The following is a 16,253-nucleotide window of genomic DNA, read 5'->3' as shown; positions in this document are numbered from 1 at the left end:
GCGCAAGGACCGCTTGCATCCTCGATTGTGGCGCACTAGTTTCGCGGCCACGGTCCCCAGCAACTCCGGAAGTGCGAAGCGCCTCATGAAGGCCGCCGTCATCGTTTTTCCCGGCTCCAACTGCGACCGCGACTTGAGCGTCGCCCTGGAGTCCGTCACGGGGGCCAAGCCCCACATGGTCTGGCACCGCGATACCGAGCTGCCGGACGTCGACCTGATCGCCGTCCCCGGCGGCTTCTCCTACGGCGACTACCTGCGCGCGGGCGCGATGGCCAGCCATTCGCCGGTCATGCGCGAGGTCGTCGCGCGGGCCGACCGCGGGGTACGGGTCCTGGGCGTTTGCAACGGCTTCCAGGTCCTGACCGAGGCGCGGCTGCTGCCGGGCGCCCTGATGCGCAACGCCGGGCTGAAATACGCGTGCAAGACCGTCGGCCTCCGGGTCGAGCGGGCCGACAGCGCGTTCACCGCCGGCTACCGCGCCGGCGAGGTGATCCGCATCCCGATCGCGCATCACGACGGCAACTTCTTCGCCGACGACGAGACGCTGGACCGGATCGAGGGCGAGGGCCGCGTCGCCTTCCGCTACGTCGATCCCGACGGTGAGCCGACGGCCGAGGCCAATCCCAACGGCTCGGCCCGCAACATCGCGGGCGTGTTCAACGAAGGGCGGACCGTGCTCGGCCTGATGCCCCATCCCGAGCGCGCGGCCGACCCGGCCCACGGCAACACCGACGGGCGGGCCTTCTTCACCGGCCTGATGGAGACGCTGTCGTGACCGCCCCGCCGAACTCCACCCCGCACCCCGCTCCCGAGCATCTGCGCGGGCCCAAGGTGACGCCGGAGCTTGCGGCCGAGCACGGGCTGTCGCCGGACGAGTACGCGCTGATGCTGCGCATCGTCGGCCGGGAGCCCAGCTTCACCGAACTCGGCATCTTCTCGGTGATGTGGTCGGAGCACTGCTCCTACAAGTCGTCGAAGGTCTGGCTGCGGACGCTGCCGACGACCGGCCCGCGCGTGATCTGCGGCCCGGGCGAGAACGCCGGCGTGGTCGACATCGGCGACGGGCTCGCCGCCGTCTTCAAGATGGAGAGCCACAACCACCCCTCCTTCATCGAGCCCTACCAGGGTGCGGCGACCGGCGTCGGCGGCATCCTGCGCGACGTCTTCACCATGGGGGCGCGCCCGATCGCCAACATGAACGCGCTGCGCTTCGGCAGCCCGGACCACCCGAAGACCCGGCACCTCGTCTCGGGCGTCGTCGCCGGCATCGGCGGCTACGGCAACTGCGTCGGCGTGCCGACGGTCGGCGGCGAGACCGAGTTCCATCCCGCCTACAACGGCAACATCCTCGTCAACGCGATGACGGTCGGGCTGGCGCCCGCGGACCGGATCTTCTATTCGGCCGCCGCCGGCGTCGGCAACCCCGTGGTCTATGTCGGCTCCAAGACCGGGCGCGACGGCATCCACGGCGCGACCATGGCGTCCACGGAGTTCACCGAGGACAGCGAGGAGAAGCGCCCGACCGTCCAGGTCGGCGATCCGTTCACGGAGAAGCTGCTGATCGAGGCCTGCCTCGAGCTGATGGCCACCGACGCGATCGTCGCGATCCAGGACATGGGGGCCGCCGGCCTCACCTCCTCCTCGGTCGAGATGGCGGGCAAGGGCGGGCTCGGCATCGTGCTGCAGCTCGACCGGGTGCCCCAGCGCGAGACGGGGATGACCCCGTACGAGATCATGCTCTCCGAGAGCCAGGAGCGCATGCTGATGATCCTGAAGCCCGGCCGCGAGGCGCTGGCGAAGGCCGTCTTCGACAAGTGGGAGCTGGACTTCGCGGTGATCGGCCACCTGACCGACAGCGGCCGGCTCGTGCTCGAGATGCATGGCGAGACCTTCTGCGACCTGGAGATAGCGCCCCTGGTCGAAAGCTCGCCGGTCTACGAGCGCCCGTGGGAGCCGACGCCCCCGGCGGCCGAAGTCGCGGCGACCGATGCCCCCCTGCCCGGCCCGGCGACCGAGGTGCTGAAGCGCCTGCTCGCCATTCCCGACCTGGCCTCGAAGCGCTGGCTGTGGGAGCAGTACGACCGGCAGGTCGGCGCCGACACGGTGTTCGCGTCGGGCCAGGCGGACGCGGCGGTGGTACGCGTCCACGGCACCAACCGCGCGCTGGCGATCACGACCGACTGCACGCCGCGCTACTGCGTCGCCGACCCGGTGCGCGGCGGCGCGCAGGCGGTCGCGGAGGCGTGGCGCAACCTGACGGCGGCCGGCGCCCTGCCGCTCGCCGTGACCGACAACATGAACTTCGGCAACCCGCAGAAGCCCCGGATCATGGGGCAGTTCGTCGGCTGCATCGAAGGCATGGCGGCGGCGTGCCGGAGCCTCGACTTCCCCGTCGTGTCGGGCAATGTCAGCCTCTACAACGAGACCGAGGGCAACGCGATCCTGCCCACGCCGGCCATCGGCGCGATCGGCCTGCTCGACGACGCCTCGCTGGCGATGGGCATCGCCTTCGCGGCCGAGGGCGACGCCCTGCTGCTGGTCGGCGGCGCGCCGTCCCATCTCGGCCGGTCGCTGTACCTGCGCGAGATCCACGGCCGCGAGGCCGGACGGCCGCCGGTCGTCGACCTCGACGCCGAGAAGCGCAACGGCGACCTCGTGCGCGCCCTGATCGCCGACCGCCTCGTGACCGCCTGCCACGACGTCTCTGGCGGCGGCCTGCTGGTCGCGCTCGCCGAGATGGCGATGGCGTCGGGCATCGGCGCCGCCGTCTCGGTGCCCGACGACGCGGACCCGGCCGGCTTCCTGTTCGGCGAGGACCAGGGCCGCTACGTGCTCGCGGTCCGGAACGTCGAGGCGGTCGCGGCCCGCGCGGCGCAGGCGGGCGTCCCGCTGCTGGCGCTGGGGACGACCGGCGGCGCGTCGTTGACAGTCGACGGGCGAGGCGCCATATCGGTGGACGAGTTGCGCCGGGCGAACGAGGCCTGGCTGCCGGCCTACATGGCCGGCGGGACGGATACGGTTCAATAGGGGGCGGCGGCATGGCCATGGACGCGGCGCAGATCGAGCGCCTCATCAAGGAAGGCATCCCGGACTCGGTGGTCCGGATCGAGGATCTCCGCGGCGACGGCGACCACTACGCCGCCTACGTCGAATCGCCCGTCTTCAAGGGCAAGACGAGGGTCCAGCAGCACCAGATGGTCTACCAGGCGCTCCAGGGACGCATGGGCGGCGAGCTTCACGCGCTCGCCCTCCAGACATCCGCCCCGCGGGACGCTTGACGAGACAGACGAGGCGAGAGGGGAAAGAGATGGACAACGCGGTTTCCGAGCGCATCAAGAGCGACATCACCGACAACGAGGTCGTCCTCTACATGAAGGGGACGCCGGTGTTCCCGCAATGCGGCTTCTCCGCCGCCGTGGTCCAGGTGCTGAACCACGTGGGCGTGAAGTTCAAGGGCATCGACGTGCTCGTCGATCCGTCGCTGCGCCAGGGGATCAAGGACTTCAGCAACTGGCCGACGGTCCCGCAGCTCTACGTCAAGGGCGAGTTCGTCGGCGGCTGCGACATCGTCCGCGAGATGTACGAGAGCGGCGAGCTGCAGCAGCTCCTGGACGAGAAGGGCGTCGCCCACGCCTGACGGCGGGCCGGCCCGGACGAACGAACGCCCCGCGGCCCGGCCGCGGGGCGTTTTCGTTCGGCTATTCGCCCGTGAGCATCGCGGTGTAGCGCCGCTGCATCTCCTCCGGCTCGACCTCCTCGATCGCATGGCCGATGAGCCAGTCGTAGCCGAAGGGATCGCGCACCGTGCCCGACCGCTCGCCGTAGAACTGGTCCTGTGGCGCGCGGACGAGCCGGGCGCCGGCCTCGACTGCCCTGGCGATCATCCCGTCGGCGTCGTCGACGTGCAGGTGGATGGCGAAGGCGCTCGGGCCGTCGCGATCGGGCGCATGGATGCCGAACTCGGGGAACGGGTCCGACACCATGATGGTGGCGTCGCCGAAAAGCAGCTCGGCATGGCCGATGCGGCCGCTCGGCTCGGTGAGGCGGAACTTCTCGACCGCCCCGAAAGCGCGCTTGTAGAAACCGATCGCCTCTTCGGCGTTTCCGGCACGCAGATAGGGATAGACCTCGTGGATCGGCACGTCTCGACCTCCTCTCGCATTGTCCGGCCCCCACTTTGTCGCCGCCGCCGCCGCGGGTCTTGAAGGAATCTGACCGCGCCGCGGGTCAGGGGGTGACGGGCACGTGATGTGGCCACTCGCATCCCGTGCGCAGGTAGCGTCCGGGCGACATTCCCGCGAAATCCCGGAACTCGCGGGTCATGTGGGACTGGTCGGCGTAGCCGGCGGCGGTCGCGACGTCGGCGAGGGACACGATCTCCGCGCCGCGCAGGAGTTCGAGCGTCCGGTTGAAGCGCCCGAGGCGCATATAGGCCTTGGGTGCCGCGCCGACCGCCTCGGTGAAGACCCGCACGACGTGGCGGTGGCTGAAGCCGCTCTCCGCGACCACGTCGCCGACGCTCGCCCCGGCGTCGAAGCGGGCGAGTGCATGGACGACGAGCGGGTCCGTGCCGCGCAGGGCGGGTAGCCGGCTCGCCAGCACGTCCTCGAGGATCGCGAGGCGATGCTCCAGCGACCGCGCGGCCTCGAGCCGCTCGCACGCGTCGGCGAGCGTATGAGCCGGCCACAGGTCCTCGAGCCGGGTGTGGCGGCCGGCCAGCGCGCCGGCGGGGGTGTTCGACAGGAGATCGGCGGCGCCCGGGCGCAGCATCGCGCCGACGCTCGCCGCCGAGTCCGCGTTCTCCTTGGCGTAGGCGCCAAGACGCACGCCGTTCAGGACGCAGGCGCCGACGACCTGGCCATGGACGTCGCCGGGGCTCGCAAACAGCCGGAGGGGCTTTGCGCGCAGGCGGATCGCCACGTGCATGGCGCCCTTGGGCAGGATCAGCTCGCGTTCGTGGCCCGGCGCCGCGGGCGAAGCGTCCTTCGCCCAGAGGATGGAGACGAACGGCCGGAGCGCCGGGCCTGGGGGGCGCTGCAGGATCATCGGGCCCCATCGGCGGCGGGGAGGTCGGAACGCATGGCCGAAGATACCACGGCCGGCCCCGCCGGTCAGCGGGGCCTTGCCGCCGGCCGGCCGACCGTGACCAGCATCACGCCCGCGAGCACCAGGACCGCGCCCAGGACCTGGACGCCGGTCAGCACCTCCTCCAGGCCGAGCCATCCCAGCCCGATCGCCGACACCGGGCCGAGCGCGCCCAGCAGGGCGACGTGGTTGGCCCCGATGCGCCTCAGCGCCTCGGCGGTCAGGAAGATCGGCAGCACCGTGCACAGCGCCGCCATCGCGAAGGCGAGGCCGTAGACCTCCAGCGGCAGGTCGAGGGCCGACAGCGGGCGGACGGCGGCGAACTGCGCGATGCACGCGAAGCAGGCGACCATGGTCGCGTAGGCCGTGAAGCGCACCGACCCGACCCGCCTGATGACCTGGCTGCCCGCGACCAGGTATACGGCGTAGCAGACGGCCGAGCCGAACACGAGTGCGGCCCCCAGCGGCAGGTCGGCATTCGCCCCGGCCAGCCCGCGCGAGACGACCATCGCGACGCCGGCATAGGTCAGCAGCAGCGCCCCGATCTCGCGCGGGCCGATGCGCTTGCGCAGGAAGGCCCAGGACAGCAGGACCACGACCGTCGGGTACAGGAACAGCAGCAGCCGGCCCACGCCGGCGCTGACGTATTGCAGGCCGAGGAAGTCGAGGAAGCTCGCGGCATAGTGCCCGACGACCCCGAGCCCGGCGAGCAGCGCCCAGTCGCGGGCGGAGATCGGGGTGCGCGCCGCGTCCCGCCGGCTCCACAGCGCGGCTGCCAGGAAGAACGGCAGCGAGAAGACCATGCGCAGCGCCAGCAGGGTCACCGGCTCGGCGCCCAGGCCGTAGGAAAGCTTGATCAGGATCGGCCGCACCGAGGACGACAGCACCGCGACGAGGGCCATGGCGATCCCGAGCAGCCACCAGCCGGAGACCGTCTGCTTCGGCGCGGCGGCGGATGCTGGGGAAGACGGCACGGTCGGGCTCTCCGATGGCGGGGATGCATACCATCAGCTTTCGCGACGCCGCACAACGCGATGGACGGACAGGAGGGGCGATGGACGGACAGGAGGGCGGGCAGGCCAGCCATGCGCTTGCCGCAGAGGGCGGCGACGGCGGCGGCGTGGTAAGTGCAGGAAATGAGCAAGGCCCTCCCCTCTTCCACCGGCACCGGCCCCTGGCGCAACACCACCGTGACCGGACTGCTCTACGCGTTCGGGGCGTTCTTCACCTGGGGCCTGTCGCCGATCTACTTCAAGGCGCTGGTCGACGTCCCCGCGACCGAGATCATGGCGCACCGCGTCGTCTGGTCGGCCCTGCTGATGATCGTGGTCGTGCTCGCCCTGCGCAGCCGGCACGCGGTCGCGGCCGCCTTCGCGACCCGGCGCCAGCTCGGCTTCTACGCCGTGACGACGCTGCTGGTCTCGACCAACTGGCTGCTGTTCATCTGGGCGGTGAACACCGGCCACATGGTCCAGGTCAGCCTCGGCTACTACATCAACCCGCTGGTCAACGTGGTGCTGGGAGTGCTGTTCCTGCACGAGCGGCTCGAGGGGCGCCAGAAGCTGGCCGTGGCGCTCGCGGTGCTGGGCGTCGCAAGCCTGGTCGCCGCCGCCGGCACCCTGCCCTGGATCTCGCTGACCCTGGCGCTGAGCTTCGGCTTCTACGCGCTGATGCGCAAGAAGGCCGGCATCGACCCGCTGATCGGGCTGCTGGCCGAGACGCTGATGATCACGCCGCTGGCGATCGGCTATCTGGTGTGGGCGGACCTGTCGGGCTGGGGCAGCTTCGGCTCGGCCGGGCTCGGGCTCGACGCGTTGCTGGCGGCCGCGGGCGCGGTCACGGCCGTGCCGCTGATCCTGTTCATGTACGGCGCGCAGCGCCTGAAGCTGTCGACGATCGGCCTGATGCAGTACCTGGCCCCGACCATCCAGCTCCTGCTCGGCGTGGCACTCTACGGCGAGGCCTTCACCACCGCGCACGCCCTGGCCTTCGGCTTCATCTGGACCGGCCTCGCGGTCTACAGCAGCCAGGCGTTCCGCAGCCGGTAAATAAAAAGCGCCGCGGGAGTTGCCTCCCGCGGCGCTCGTTCCGTGGCCGTGGCCCCGATCAGCGCGAGTAGTACTCGATGACCAGGTTCGGTTCCATCTGGACCGGGTACGGCACGTCGGCGAGGTTCGGGGCGCGCACGAAGCGGCCCTTCAGGGCGCCGGTGTCGACCTCGAGATAGTCGGGGATGTCGCGCTCGCCGGACGAGATCGCCTCGAGCACGAGGATCATCTGCTTCGACTTCTGCCGGACCTCGATCGTGTCGCCGTCCTTGACCTGGTAGGACGAGATGTTGACCCGGCGGCCGTTGACCAGCACATGGCCGTGGTTCACGAACTGGCGCGCCGCGAACGGGGTCGGCACGAACTTCATGCGGTAGACGACGGCGTCCAGGCGGCGCTCGAGCAGCTGGATCAGGTTCTCGCCGGTGTCGCCACGGCGGCGCACCGCCTCGGCGTACAGGCGGCGGAACTGGCGCTCGCCGATGTTGCCGTAGTAGCCCTTCAGCTTCTGCTTGGCCATCAGCTGCAGGCCGTAGTCCGACGGCTTCTTGCGACGCTGGCCATGCTGGCCGGGACCGTATTCGCGGCGGTTGATCGGGCTCTTGGACCGGCCCCACAGGTTGACGCCGAGGCGGCGGTCGATCTTGTACTTGGACTGGATGCGCTTGCTCATTGGTCCGCTTTCGGTTTGTTGTCCCAGTCAGTCCGATCCGCTACGCCGGGGATACTCCCCGGTGCTCGCGGGAACGGGGCGCGAAAAGACGGCACGCCCGCTTCCTGGGATGTGAAGGGCGCAATATACGGACCATCGGCCGAAAGTCAAACGCCGAGCGCCGTTCCGCAGGGCTCCGGAAGAGATCAGCCCGCCTCCCTGCGGGCGTTCGAGGCGAGCCGCGCCGCCTCGAACGCCAGGTCGGCCGCCTCCCGCAATTCCCCCGCCATGCGCTCCCTGCCCTCGGCCTCGGCCCGCTCGGCGGCGCGCTCCAGGATGTCCTGCGCATCGGCCAGCAGCGTGCCGGCCGTCTCAATTCCGCACCCGCCATTCGCAGGATGGGGTGCATTTTGCAACGCACCCAAGGCGCGACCCAGGTAGAACGTGAATTTTGCTAAGGACATCCAAACCCCCGACCGTCATACGACCCGATACAGCAATCGGAGTACCAAGACGGTGCCGGATGGCTTCAGTCCCTCGCGGGCGGCTTGCGGCGGCCGGTCAGGCCGGCGAGGATGCCGTGGAAGGTGCGGACCTCCTGCTCGGTCATCTCCGCGCGCTGGAACAGGTTGCGGATGTTGCGCACCATCGACGGGCGCTTGTCCGGGGTCGAGAAGAAGCCGCACGCGTCCAGCTCGGCCTCCAGGTGCTCGAACAGATTGTGGAGTTCCGCCTTGGAGGCCGGGCGGGTCTGGCCCAGATGCATCGTGCGCTCGGGCACGGCCGCCGCGGTCTGGAACCATTCATACCCGATCAGCAGCACCGCCTGGGCGAGGTTGAGCGAGCTGAACGCGGGGTTGAGCGGCACGCTGAGCACGGCGTCGGCCAGCGCGATGTCATCGTTGAACAGGCCGGTCCGCTCCGGCCCGAACATCACGCCCGACGGCTCGTCCCTGTCCCAGCGCAGGCGCATCTCGGCCGCAGCCACGCGCGGGGTGAGGATGCGCTTGATCTGGCCGCGCTCGCGCGAGGTGGTCGCGAGCACGAAGCGCAGGTCGGCGACCGCGTCCTCGACGCGCTCGAACAGGCGCGCGCGGTCCAGCACCTCGGTGGCGCCCGAGGCGGACGCGACCGCGCGCTCGTTCGGCCAGCCGTCGCGCGGGCGCACCAGGCGCAGGTCGGTCAGGCCGCAGTTCAGCATCGCGCGCGCCGCCGCCCCGATGTTCTCGCCGAGCTGCGGGTCGACCAGGATCACGGCCGGGCCGCCCAGCACGGACGGCCGCGTCGGGTTGCTGCCGGAGGTCACGACGCGGCCCGCCCCAGGCCCTCGCGATACAGCCGGTAGGTGATCGCGTCGTGCAGCGCGTTGTAGGAGGCGTCGATGACGTTGGCCGAGACGCCGACCGTGGTCCAGCGGCTGCCCTGGCCGTCGGCGCTCTCGATCATGACGCGGGTGATGGCCTTGGTGCCCTCGCCGGGCGTCAGGATGCGGACCTTGTAGTCGACGAGGCGCATGTCCGCGAGGATCGGGTGGATCGGGGTCAGCGCCTTGCGCAGCGCCACGTCCAGCGCGTTGACCGGCCCGTTGCCGTCGGCCACGGTCATCACCGCCTCGCCGCCGACCTCGACCTTGATCGTCGCCTCGGACAGGGTGACCAGCTCGCCGCGCGCGCTCCAGCGCCGCTCGTCGATGACGCGGAACGAGGTCAGGCGGAAATGGTCCGGCACCTCGTCCAGCGTCCGGCGCGCCAGCAGCTCGAAGCTCGCCTCCGCGCCGTCATAGGCGTAGCCCTCGTATTCCTTGCGCTTCAGCAGCTCGACGAGGTCGCCGATGCGGGGGTCCGCCGGATCGACCTCGATCCCGACCTCGCGCAGCCGGGCCAGCACGTTGGACCGGCCGGCCTGGTCGGAGACGAGGATGCGGCGCGCGTTGCCGACCGTGGCGGGGTCGATATGCTCGTAGCTGGCCGGGTCCTTCTCGACCGCCGAGACGTGCAGGCCGCCCTTGTGCGCGAAGGCGTTCTCGCCGACATAGGCGGCGTGGCGGTCGGGTGCGCGGTTCAGCCGCTCGTCGAGGAAGCGGCTGGCCGGGGTCAGGCGCTTCAGCCCCCCGGCCGGGACGCCGGTCTCGAAACCCATCTTCAGCATCAGGGTCGGCAGCAGCGTGACGAGGTTGGCGTTGCCGCAGCGCTCGCCGAGCCCGTTCAGCGTGCCCTGCACCATGCGCACGCCGGCGCGCACGGCGGCGAGGCTGTTGGCGACGGCGTTGCCGGTGTCGTCATGGGTGTGGATGCCGAGCCGCTCCCCGGGGATGCGGGCCGCCACCTCGGCCACGATCGCCTCAACCTCGTGCGGCAGCGTGCCGCCGTTGGTGTCGCACAGCACGACCCAGCGCGCGCCGGCCTCGGCCGCCGCCTCGACGCAGGCGAGCGCGTAGGCGGGGTTGGCCTTGTAGCCGTCGAAGAAATGCTCGGCGTCGAACAGCGCCTCGCCCTTGCGCTCGCGCGCGGCGGCGACGCTGTCGCGGATCAGCGCCACGTTCTCCTCGCGCGCGATGCCGAGCGCCACGTCGACATGGAAGTCCCAGGTCTTGCCGACCAGGCAGACCGCGCCGCACTCGGCGTCCAGCAGCGCGTTCAGGCCGGGATCGTTGGCGGCGCTGCGGCCGGGGCGCCGGGTCATGCCGAACGCGGTCAGCCTCGCATGGGCCAGCCTGGGCGGGGCCGCGAAGAAGCCGTCGTCGGTCGGGTTCGCCCCGGGCCAGCCGCCCTCGACGTAGTCGATGCCGAGACGGTCGAGCTCCTGCGCGATCGCGATCTTGTCCGCGACCGAGAAATCCACGCCCTGGGTCTGCGCGCCGTCGCGCAGGGTGGTGTCGTAGAGATAGATGCGCTCGCCCATGCCCGTCTCCGCTCGTCCCCGCGGAACCGGCCGGCGGCTCCCGCGGCGGGAGCGCAGCGATAGCACAATCGGATGCGCAGGGGAACGCCGGGGCGACGATGCTTGAAACCGGTCACGTCAGGTGTCACATTTTCAGCGACACCTGACAGGAGCATGAATGACTGGCGCTGCTGAACGCAAGGCACGGGCCGGCTCGCGGGAGATGCAGCGGGTCGTGACGCTGCTCGGCGGCACACCGGTGCTCCGGGATGCGCCGGAAACCTTCCTCGACGCCCACGAGATGCTCGTCAGGGGGCTTCCGGGCAGGGCGCTGGACCACCTGATGGGCACTCTGGTGATCCTCAAGAGGGACTCCCTCGAAAAGGCGATCGGCATGAGCCTGCGTACCTTCCAGCGCCGGAAGACCGCCCCGATGAAGCCCCTCAATCTCGAGCAGAGCGGGCGGACCTGGAAGTTCGCCGAGATCCTCGCCAGGGCGACCGAGGTGTTCGGGACCCAGGAAGAAGCGGAACGGTGGCTCAACCGGCCGGCGACTGGCCTGGATCAGCGTCGGCCGATAGACCTTCTGGCGACCCCGGCAGGCGTCGAGATGGTCGAGCAGTTCCTGACGCGCCTCGAATACGGCGTCTACGCGTGACGCCTCTGCCGCCGCCGCTGGGCACCGGCGAACTGATGGCATGGCGCCTGGACCAGGCCCGGCACGGCGCGACATGGGACAGCGGCGAGGGAGCCTATCTGGCCGGCGGCCGGTGGAACAGCAGAGGCGTCCGTGCCGTCTACTGTTCCATCGACCCGTCGACCGCCATTCTGGAAGTCGCGGTGCACAAAGGTTTCCCGGCGCTGGATACCGTCCCGCACGTGCTGACGTCGCTTACCGTGACCGATCCGGCGAGCGTCCGCGTCGTCACGCCGGACGCCGTCCCCAACCCCAACTGGCTCCGGCCCGGCGTTCCCGGCGCCGGCCAGCAGCAGTTCGGGGACGACCTGCTCCACCGGCACAAATTCGTCCTGTTCCCGAGTGCGGTTTCATCCCATAGCTGGAACCTGGTCTTCGTCGCGTCGATGGCCGCCGGCGCCTATGCGCCGCACGCGCAGGAACGCTTCGCGCTGGACACGCGGCTGCATCCGCCTCCGGTTTCCTGAAGCCCGCCGGCGAAACCCTTACCCCGACCGCTTCCAGGTCGTCCCCGCCGCCCCGTCCTCCAGCACCACCCCGGCCGCCGCCAGCTCGTCGCGGATGCCGTCGGCGCGGGCGAAGTCGCGGGCCTTGCGGGCGTCGCGGCGCTCGCCGATCAGCCGCTCGATCGCCGCGTCGTCCAGCGTCGCCGCCCCCGCGGGCGCCCAGCGGAACCAGGCGTCCGGCTCCTGGCCCAGCACGCCGAGCTGCGCGCCCGCAGCCAGCAGCGCGCCCTTGGCCTCGGCCTTCTCCCGCTCGCCCGCGGCCTTGTTCAGGCGATGCGCGATCTCGTGCATGTGGGAGATCGCGAGCGGCGTGTTCAAATCGTCCTCCAGCGCCGCCAGCATCTCGGCCGGCAGGTCGCCCTGCGGCTCGATCCCGGCGGCGGCCTTCAACGCCGTGTACCAGCGGTCGAGCGCCGCCTTCGCTTGGCGGACGGCGTCCCGGCTGAAATCGAGCGGCTGGCGGTAATGCGCCCCCAGCAGGGTCAGGCGGATCGCCTCGCCGGGGAACTCCTCCAGCAGTTCGTGGACCGTGAAGAAGTTGCCGAGGCTCTTCGACATCTTCTCGCCGTTCACGGTCACGAAGCCGTTGTGCATCCAGTAGCGCGCGAGCGGCGCGCCGCCATGGGCGCAGCTCGACTGCGCGATCTCGTTCTCGTGGTGCGGGAAGATCAGGTCGAGCCCGCCGCCATGGATGTCGAAGGTCTCGCCCAGATGCTCCAGCGACATGGCCGAGCACTCGATGTGCCAGCCCGGCCGGCCGCGGCCCCACGGGCTGTCCCAGCCGGGAACGTCGTCCGCCGAGGGCTTCCACAGCACGAAGTCGGCGGCGTCGCGCTTGTAGGGCGCCACCTCGACCCGGGCACCCGCGACCAGCTCGTCGCGCGACCGGCGCGACAGCCGGCCGTAGTCCGGCATCGAGGGCACGCTGAACAGCACATGCCCCTCGGCCGCATAGGCGTGGCCGCGCGCAACCAGCCGCTCGATCATCGCGACCATGCCGGCGATGTGGTGCGTCGCCCGCGGCTCGACGTCGGGCGCCAGCGCGCCGAGCGCCGCCATGTCCTCGTGGAACGCGCGGGTCGTGCGCGCCGTCACCGCGTCGATCGGCTCGCCGTCCCGGCGCGCGCGCTCGATGATCTTGTCGTCGACGTCGGTGATGTTGCGCACGTAGCGGACCTGGGGATACAGGCGCTTCAGCAGCCGGTACAGCGTGTCGAACACGACGACCGGGCGGGCATTGCCGATATGGGCCCAGTCGTAGACCGTCGGGCCGCAGACATACATGCCGACGCGGCCGGGGTCGAGCGGCTCGAAGCGCTCCTTCTGGCGGGTCAGCGTGTTGTAGACGTCCATCGGCACGGGATTTCTCTCGTCTTTACCGCCCCTCTCCCGCAAGGCGGGAGAGGGAGGGGCCCGCCGCATCTGCGGCGAGAGGGTGAGGGGTCAGGCGGTCTCGCCGGCCAGCCGCGCGGCGGCGCGCTCACGGCCGACCAGGGGTAGCAGATTGCGCAGTTCCGGTCCATGCTCGCGCCCGGTCAGCGCCAGGCGCAGCGGCAGGAACAGCGCCTTGCCCTTGCGCCCGGTCGCCTCCTTCACGGCCGCGGTCCAGGCCCCCCAGGTCTCCTCGCTCCAGGGCTCGGGCGGCAGCAGGCGCGCCGCCTCGGCCGCGAAGCCGGCATCCTCGATCACTGGGCGGATCGGCGCGCGAGCGACCTGCCACCAGTCCAGCGCGTCCGACATGCGCGACAGGTTCGGGCGCACGGCCTCCCAGAACGCCGCGTCCGCTCCCGCCCCGACCCCCACGGCCGCCAGGCGCGGCGCCGCGTCCTCGAAACTCATCGCGTGGATCAGGCGCGCGTTCAGGCGCTCCAGCTCCGCCGGGTCGAACTTCGCGGTCGCGCGCGACACCTTGGACAGGTCGAACTCCGCCGCCAGCGCGTCCAGCGAGGCGCGCGGCTCGACCGGGTCGGAGGTGCCGAGCTTGGCCAGCAGGCTCGCGAGCGCCATCGGCTCGATCCCGTCCTCGCGCAGGCTCGCGACCGACAGGCTGCCGAGCCGCTTGGACAGCCCCTGCCCGCTCGCGTCCGCCAGCAGCGGCAGATGCGCGAAGCCCGGCACCGGCACGCCCAGCGCCTGCCAGAGCTGGATCTGCACCGCGGTGTTGGCGACGTGGTCCTCGCCCCGGATCACGTGGGTGATCGCGAGGTCGGCATCGTCCACGACCGAGGTCAGGGTGTAGAGCGGCCGGCCGTCCTCGCGGACCAGCACCGGATCGCTGAGGTCCCCGCCGGAGAAGCGCTGCGGCCCGCGCACGAGGTCGTCCCACGCGATCTCCCCGTGCTCCAGCAGAAAGCGCCAATGGGGCCGCCGGCCCTCGGCCTCCAGCCGCCGGCGCCCGGCCTCGTCCAGGCGTAGCGCCGCCCGGTCGTAGACCGGGGGAAGCCCGCGCGACACCAGGCTCTTGCGGCGCAGCGACAGCTCCTCCGCGGTCTCGTAGCAGGGATAGAGCCGCCCGGCCGCCTTGAGGCGCGCTACCGCGTCCCCGTAGCGCTCCATCCGGTCGCTCTCGCGCGCGAAGCGGTCCCATTCCAGGCCGAGCCAGCGCATGTCCTCGACGATGCCGTCGGCGTATTCCTCGCGCGAGCGCTCCAGGTCGGTGTCGTCGAGGCGCAGCAGGAAGCTGCCGCCATGCCTGCGGGCGAACAGCCAGTTGACGAGGGCGAGCCGGACGTTGCCGACATGGAGGCGGCCGGTCGGGCTCGGGGCGAAGCGGACTGCGATCATCGGATGCCGGCTCAGATCAGCGACGTGAAGCCGTTGGTGATGGGGTAGCGCCGGTCCTTGCCGAAGCTGCGGCGCGTGATCTTCACTCCCGGCGGGGCCTGGCGGCGCTTGTACTCGGCGCGGTCGAGCATGCGCCAGACCTGGTCCACCAGCTCCTTCGGATGGCCGCGCGCGACGATCTCGGCGATGCCGAGGTCGTGCTCGACCAGGCATTGCAGGATGTCGTCGAGCACGTCGTACGGCGGCAGGGAGTCCTGGTCGGTCTGGTTCGGCTTCAGCTCCGCGGTCGGCGCCTTGGTGATGATGCGCTCGGGCACGACCCTGCCGGCCGGGCCGAGGGCGCCGTCGGGCAGGGTCTCGTTGCGCCAGTGCGACAGCGCGTAGACCGTGGTCTTATAGACGTCCTTCAGCACCGAGTAGCCGCCGCACATGTCCCCGTACAGCGTCGCGTAGCCGACCGACATCTCGGACTTGTTGCCGGTGGAGAGCACCATGCCGCCGAACTTGTTCGACAGCGCCATCAGCGTCATCCCGCGCGCGCGCGACTGCAGGTTCTCCTCCGTGATGCCCGGCGCATGGCCGGCGAAGGCCGGGGCCAGCATGCGCGAGAACGCGTCCATCGCCGGCTCGATCGCGACCGTGTCGAGCCGCGCGCCGAGCAGGCGGGCCGCCTCCGCCGCGTCCTCCAGGCTCTCGCGCGAGGTGTAGGGCGACGGCATCATCACGCAGTGGACCCGCTCCGCGCCCAGCGCGTCGACCGCGACCGCGGCCGAGAGCGCGCTGTCGATGCCCCCCGACATCCCGATCAGCACGCCCGGGAAGCGGTTCTTGCCGACATAGTCGCGCAGGCCCAGCACCATCGCCTGGTAGATCGCCTCCAGCCCCTCCGACGGCTTCGCCGTCTCGGCCTCGACGCAGGCCCAGCCGCCGTCCCGGCGCTCCCAGCGGGTCAGCATCACCTGCTCGCGCCATCCCGCGGCCTGGGCCGCGAGCTTGCGGTCGGCGCCCAGCACGAAGGAGCTGCCGTCGAACACCAGCTCGTCCTGGCCGCCGACCTGGTTGACGTAGATCAGCGGCAGTTCCGTCTCGGTGACCCGCGCGACCGCGAGGTTCAGGCGCGCGTCCTGCTTGTCGGTCTCGAACGGGCTGCCGTTGGGCACGACCAGGATCTCGGCCCCGCATTCCGACTGCGTCTCCGCCACGTCGGGCTTCCACATGTCCTCGCAGATCAGCACGCCCAGGCGGACGTCGCGGAAATTGACCGGGCCCTGGACCGGGCCGGACGCGAAGACGCGCTTCTCGTCGAAGACGCCGTAGTTCGGCAGCTCGTTCTTGTAGCGCACGGCCGCGATCCGGCCGCCGTCGAGCAGCAGGGCCGCGTTGTAGACCTTGCCGTCCTCGGCCCAGGGCGCCGTCACCAGCATCGCCGGGCCGCCGTCCGCGGTGGTGGAGGCGAGATCCTCGACGGCGGCGCGCACCGAGGCCGTGAAGAACGGCTTCATCACCAGGTCCTCGGGCGGGTAGCCCGACACGACCAGCTCCGAATACACCACGAGGTCCGCGCCGAGCGCCGCCGCCTCGGTCCGCGCGTCGGCGACCTT

17 protein-coding genes are annotated in these 16,253 nt (G+C 71.0%); 7 read left to right on the top strand and 10 right to left on the bottom strand.

Translation table 11 applies throughout. The features are described from left to right. Nucleotides 1–85: 85 nt before the first annotated feature. The 4 genes from purQ to grxD are packed head-to-tail and all read left to right on the top strand — an operon-like array spanning nt 86 to nt 3,637. On the top strand, nt 86–775 hold the full coding sequence (gene purQ, locus VGO20_RS10535; protein WP_327502291.1) for a phosphoribosylformylglycinamidine synthase subunit PurQ: 690 nt from the start codon (nt 86–88) through the stop codon (nt 773–775). Next, nucleotides 772–3,027 carry a phosphoribosylformylglycinamidine synthase subunit PurL gene (gene purL, locus VGO20_RS10530; protein WP_327502290.1) on the top strand — a complete coding sequence of 752 codons (2,256 nt, stop codon included), beginning with the start codon at nt 772–774 and terminating at the stop codon, nt 3,025–3,027. Before purQ ends, purL begins: the two co-directional genes overlap by 4 nt. A gap of 11 nt (nt 3,028–3,038) precedes the next feature. Next, nucleotides 3,039–3,278 (top strand): BolA family protein, encoded by a 240-nt coding sequence (locus VGO20_RS10525; RefSeq protein ID WP_327502289.1) that lies wholly within the window; start codon nt 3,039–3,041, stop codon nt 3,276–3,278. 29 nt (nt 3,279–3,307) lie between these two features. After that, a complete protein-coding gene (grxD, locus tag VGO20_RS10520) occupies nt 3,308–3,637 on the top strand; it encodes a Grx4 family monothiol glutaredoxin (RefSeq protein WP_327502288.1) in 330 nt (109 codons plus the stop codon). Nucleotides 3,638–3,698: 61 nt separating this feature from the next. Here grxD and VGO20_RS10515 read toward each other — a convergent pair whose 3' ends face one another. The 3 genes from VGO20_RS10515 to VGO20_RS10505 all read right to left on the bottom strand — a co-directional run bounded on the left by VGO20_RS10515 (nt 3,699) and on the right by VGO20_RS10505 (nt 6,059). Continuing rightward, on the bottom strand, nt 3,699–4,142 hold the full coding sequence (locus tag VGO20_RS10515; protein ID WP_327502287.1) for a VOC family protein: 444 nt from the start codon (nt 4,140–4,142) through the stop codon (nt 3,699–3,701). 85 nt (nt 4,143–4,227) lie between these two features. Continuing rightward, entirely contained in the window at nt 4,228–5,046 is an 819-nt protein-coding gene (locus VGO20_RS10510) for an AraC family transcriptional regulator (protein WP_327502286.1), read from the bottom strand. Between the two features lie 65 nt (nt 5,047–5,111). After that, a complete protein-coding gene (locus tag VGO20_RS10505; protein ID WP_327502285.1) occupies nt 5,112–6,059 on the bottom strand; it encodes a DMT family transporter in 948 nt (315 codons plus the stop codon). Nucleotides 6,060–6,221: 162 nt separating this feature from the next. Here VGO20_RS10505 and rarD point away from each other — a divergent pair, with 162 nt between their 5' ends. Then, entirely contained in the window at nt 6,222–7,133 is a 912-nt protein-coding gene (rarD, locus tag VGO20_RS10500) for an EamA family transporter RarD (protein WP_327502284.1), read from the top strand. A 58-nt stretch (nt 7,134–7,191) separates the two neighbouring features. On the opposite strand, the gene rpsD is transcribed toward rarD, so the two are convergent. From rpsD to cimA, 4 genes are all read right to left on the bottom strand, one after another. Next, entirely contained in the window at nt 7,192–7,806 is a 615-nt protein-coding gene (gene rpsD / locus VGO20_RS10495) for a 30S ribosomal protein S4 (RefSeq protein WP_327502283.1), read from the bottom strand. A gap of 185 nt (nt 7,807–7,991) precedes the next feature. Beyond that, a complete protein-coding gene (locus VGO20_RS10490; RefSeq protein ID WP_327502282.1) occupies nt 7,992–8,210 on the bottom strand; it encodes a hypothetical protein in 219 nt (72 codons plus the stop codon). 104 nt (nt 8,211–8,314) lie between these two features. After that, nucleotides 8,315–9,091 (bottom strand): RNA methyltransferase, encoded by a 777-nt coding sequence (locus tag VGO20_RS10485; RefSeq protein WP_327502281.1) that lies wholly within the window; start codon nt 9,089–9,091, stop codon nt 8,315–8,317. Further along, nucleotides 9,088–10,686, bottom strand: coding sequence for a citramalate synthase (gene cimA, locus VGO20_RS10480; RefSeq protein ID WP_327502280.1), 1,599 nt, complete (start codon nt 10,684–10,686; stop codon nt 9,088–9,090). Before cimA ends, VGO20_RS10485 begins: the two co-directional genes overlap by 4 nt. A gap of 157 nt (nt 10,687–10,843) precedes the next feature. On the opposite strand from cimA, the gene parS reads away from it, so the two are divergent. Then, entirely contained in the window at nt 10,844–11,323 is a 480-nt protein-coding gene (gene parS / locus VGO20_RS10475; RefSeq protein ID WP_327502279.1) for a type II RES/Xre toxin-antitoxin system antitoxin, read from the top strand. After that, entirely contained in the window at nt 11,320–11,829 is a 510-nt protein-coding gene (locus VGO20_RS10470; protein WP_327502278.1) for an RES family NAD+ phosphorylase, read from the top strand. Before parS ends, VGO20_RS10470 begins: the two co-directional genes overlap by 4 nt. A gap of 18 nt (nt 11,830–11,847) precedes the next feature. Here the strand turns inward: VGO20_RS10470 and cysS are convergent, their stop codons facing one another. From cysS to VGO20_RS10455, 3 genes are all read right to left on the bottom strand, one after another. After that, the gene (cysS, locus tag VGO20_RS10465; RefSeq protein ID WP_327502277.1) at nt 11,848–13,227 is read right to left on the bottom strand and encodes a cysteine--tRNA ligase; all 1,380 of its coding nucleotides are present in this window, start codon (nt 13,225–13,227) and stop codon (nt 11,848–11,850) included. A gap of 84 nt (nt 13,228–13,311) precedes the next feature. After that, entirely contained in the window at nt 13,312–14,652 is a 1,341-nt protein-coding gene (gltX, locus tag VGO20_RS10460; protein ID WP_327502276.1) for a glutamate--tRNA ligase, read from the bottom strand. An 11-nt stretch (nt 14,653–14,663) separates the two neighbouring features. After that, nucleotides 14,664–16,253: NAD+ synthase (locus VGO20_RS10455; protein WP_327502275.1), on the bottom strand; the 1,590-nt coding region annotated here is incomplete at its 5' end.

The sequence above is a fragment of the Arenibaculum sp. genome (assembly GCF_035998295.1).
GTDB lineage: Bacteria > Pseudomonadota > Alphaproteobacteria > Azospirillales > Azospirillaceae > DASYHS01.
Note: the sequence above shows the minus strand (reverse complement) of the source record. Positions and strands in the feature narration are given on the sequence as shown.

What these genes read in the sequence shown, in the direction of transcription:
- VGO20_RS10510 (WP_327502286.1), bottom strand. Translation starts at nt 5,046, where the DNA reads ATGATCCTGCAGCGCCCCCCAGGCCCGGCGCTCCGGCCGTTCGTCTCC.
- VGO20_RS10525 (WP_327502289.1), top strand. Translation starts at nt 3,039, where the DNA reads ATGGCCATGGACGCGGCGCAGATCGAGCGCCTCATCAAGGAAGGCATC.
- parS (WP_327502279.1), top strand. Translation starts at nt 10,844, where the DNA reads ATGACTGGCGCTGCTGAACGCAAGGCACGGGCCGGCTCGCGGGAGATG.
- cimA (WP_327502280.1), bottom strand. Translation starts at nt 10,686, where the DNA reads ATGGGCGAGCGCATCTATCTCTACGACACCACCCTGCGCGACGGCGCG.
- grxD (WP_327502288.1), top strand. Translation starts at nt 3,308, where the DNA reads ATGGACAACGCGGTTTCCGAGCGCATCAAGAGCGACATCACCGACAAC.
- rpsD (WP_327502283.1), bottom strand. Translation starts at nt 7,806, where the DNA reads ATGAGCAAGCGCATCCAGTCCAAGTACAAGATCGACCGCCGCCTCGGC.
- purQ (WP_327502291.1), top strand. Translation starts at nt 86, where the DNA reads ATGAAGGCCGCCGTCATCGTTTTTCCCGGCTCCAACTGCGACCGCGAC.
- gltX (WP_327502276.1), bottom strand. Translation starts at nt 14,652, where the DNA reads ATGATCGCAGTCCGCTTCGCCCCGAGCCCGACCGGCCGCCTCCATGTC.
- rarD (WP_327502284.1), top strand. Translation starts at nt 6,222, where the DNA reads ATGAGCAAGGCCCTCCCCTCTTCCACCGGCACCGGCCCCTGGCGCAAC.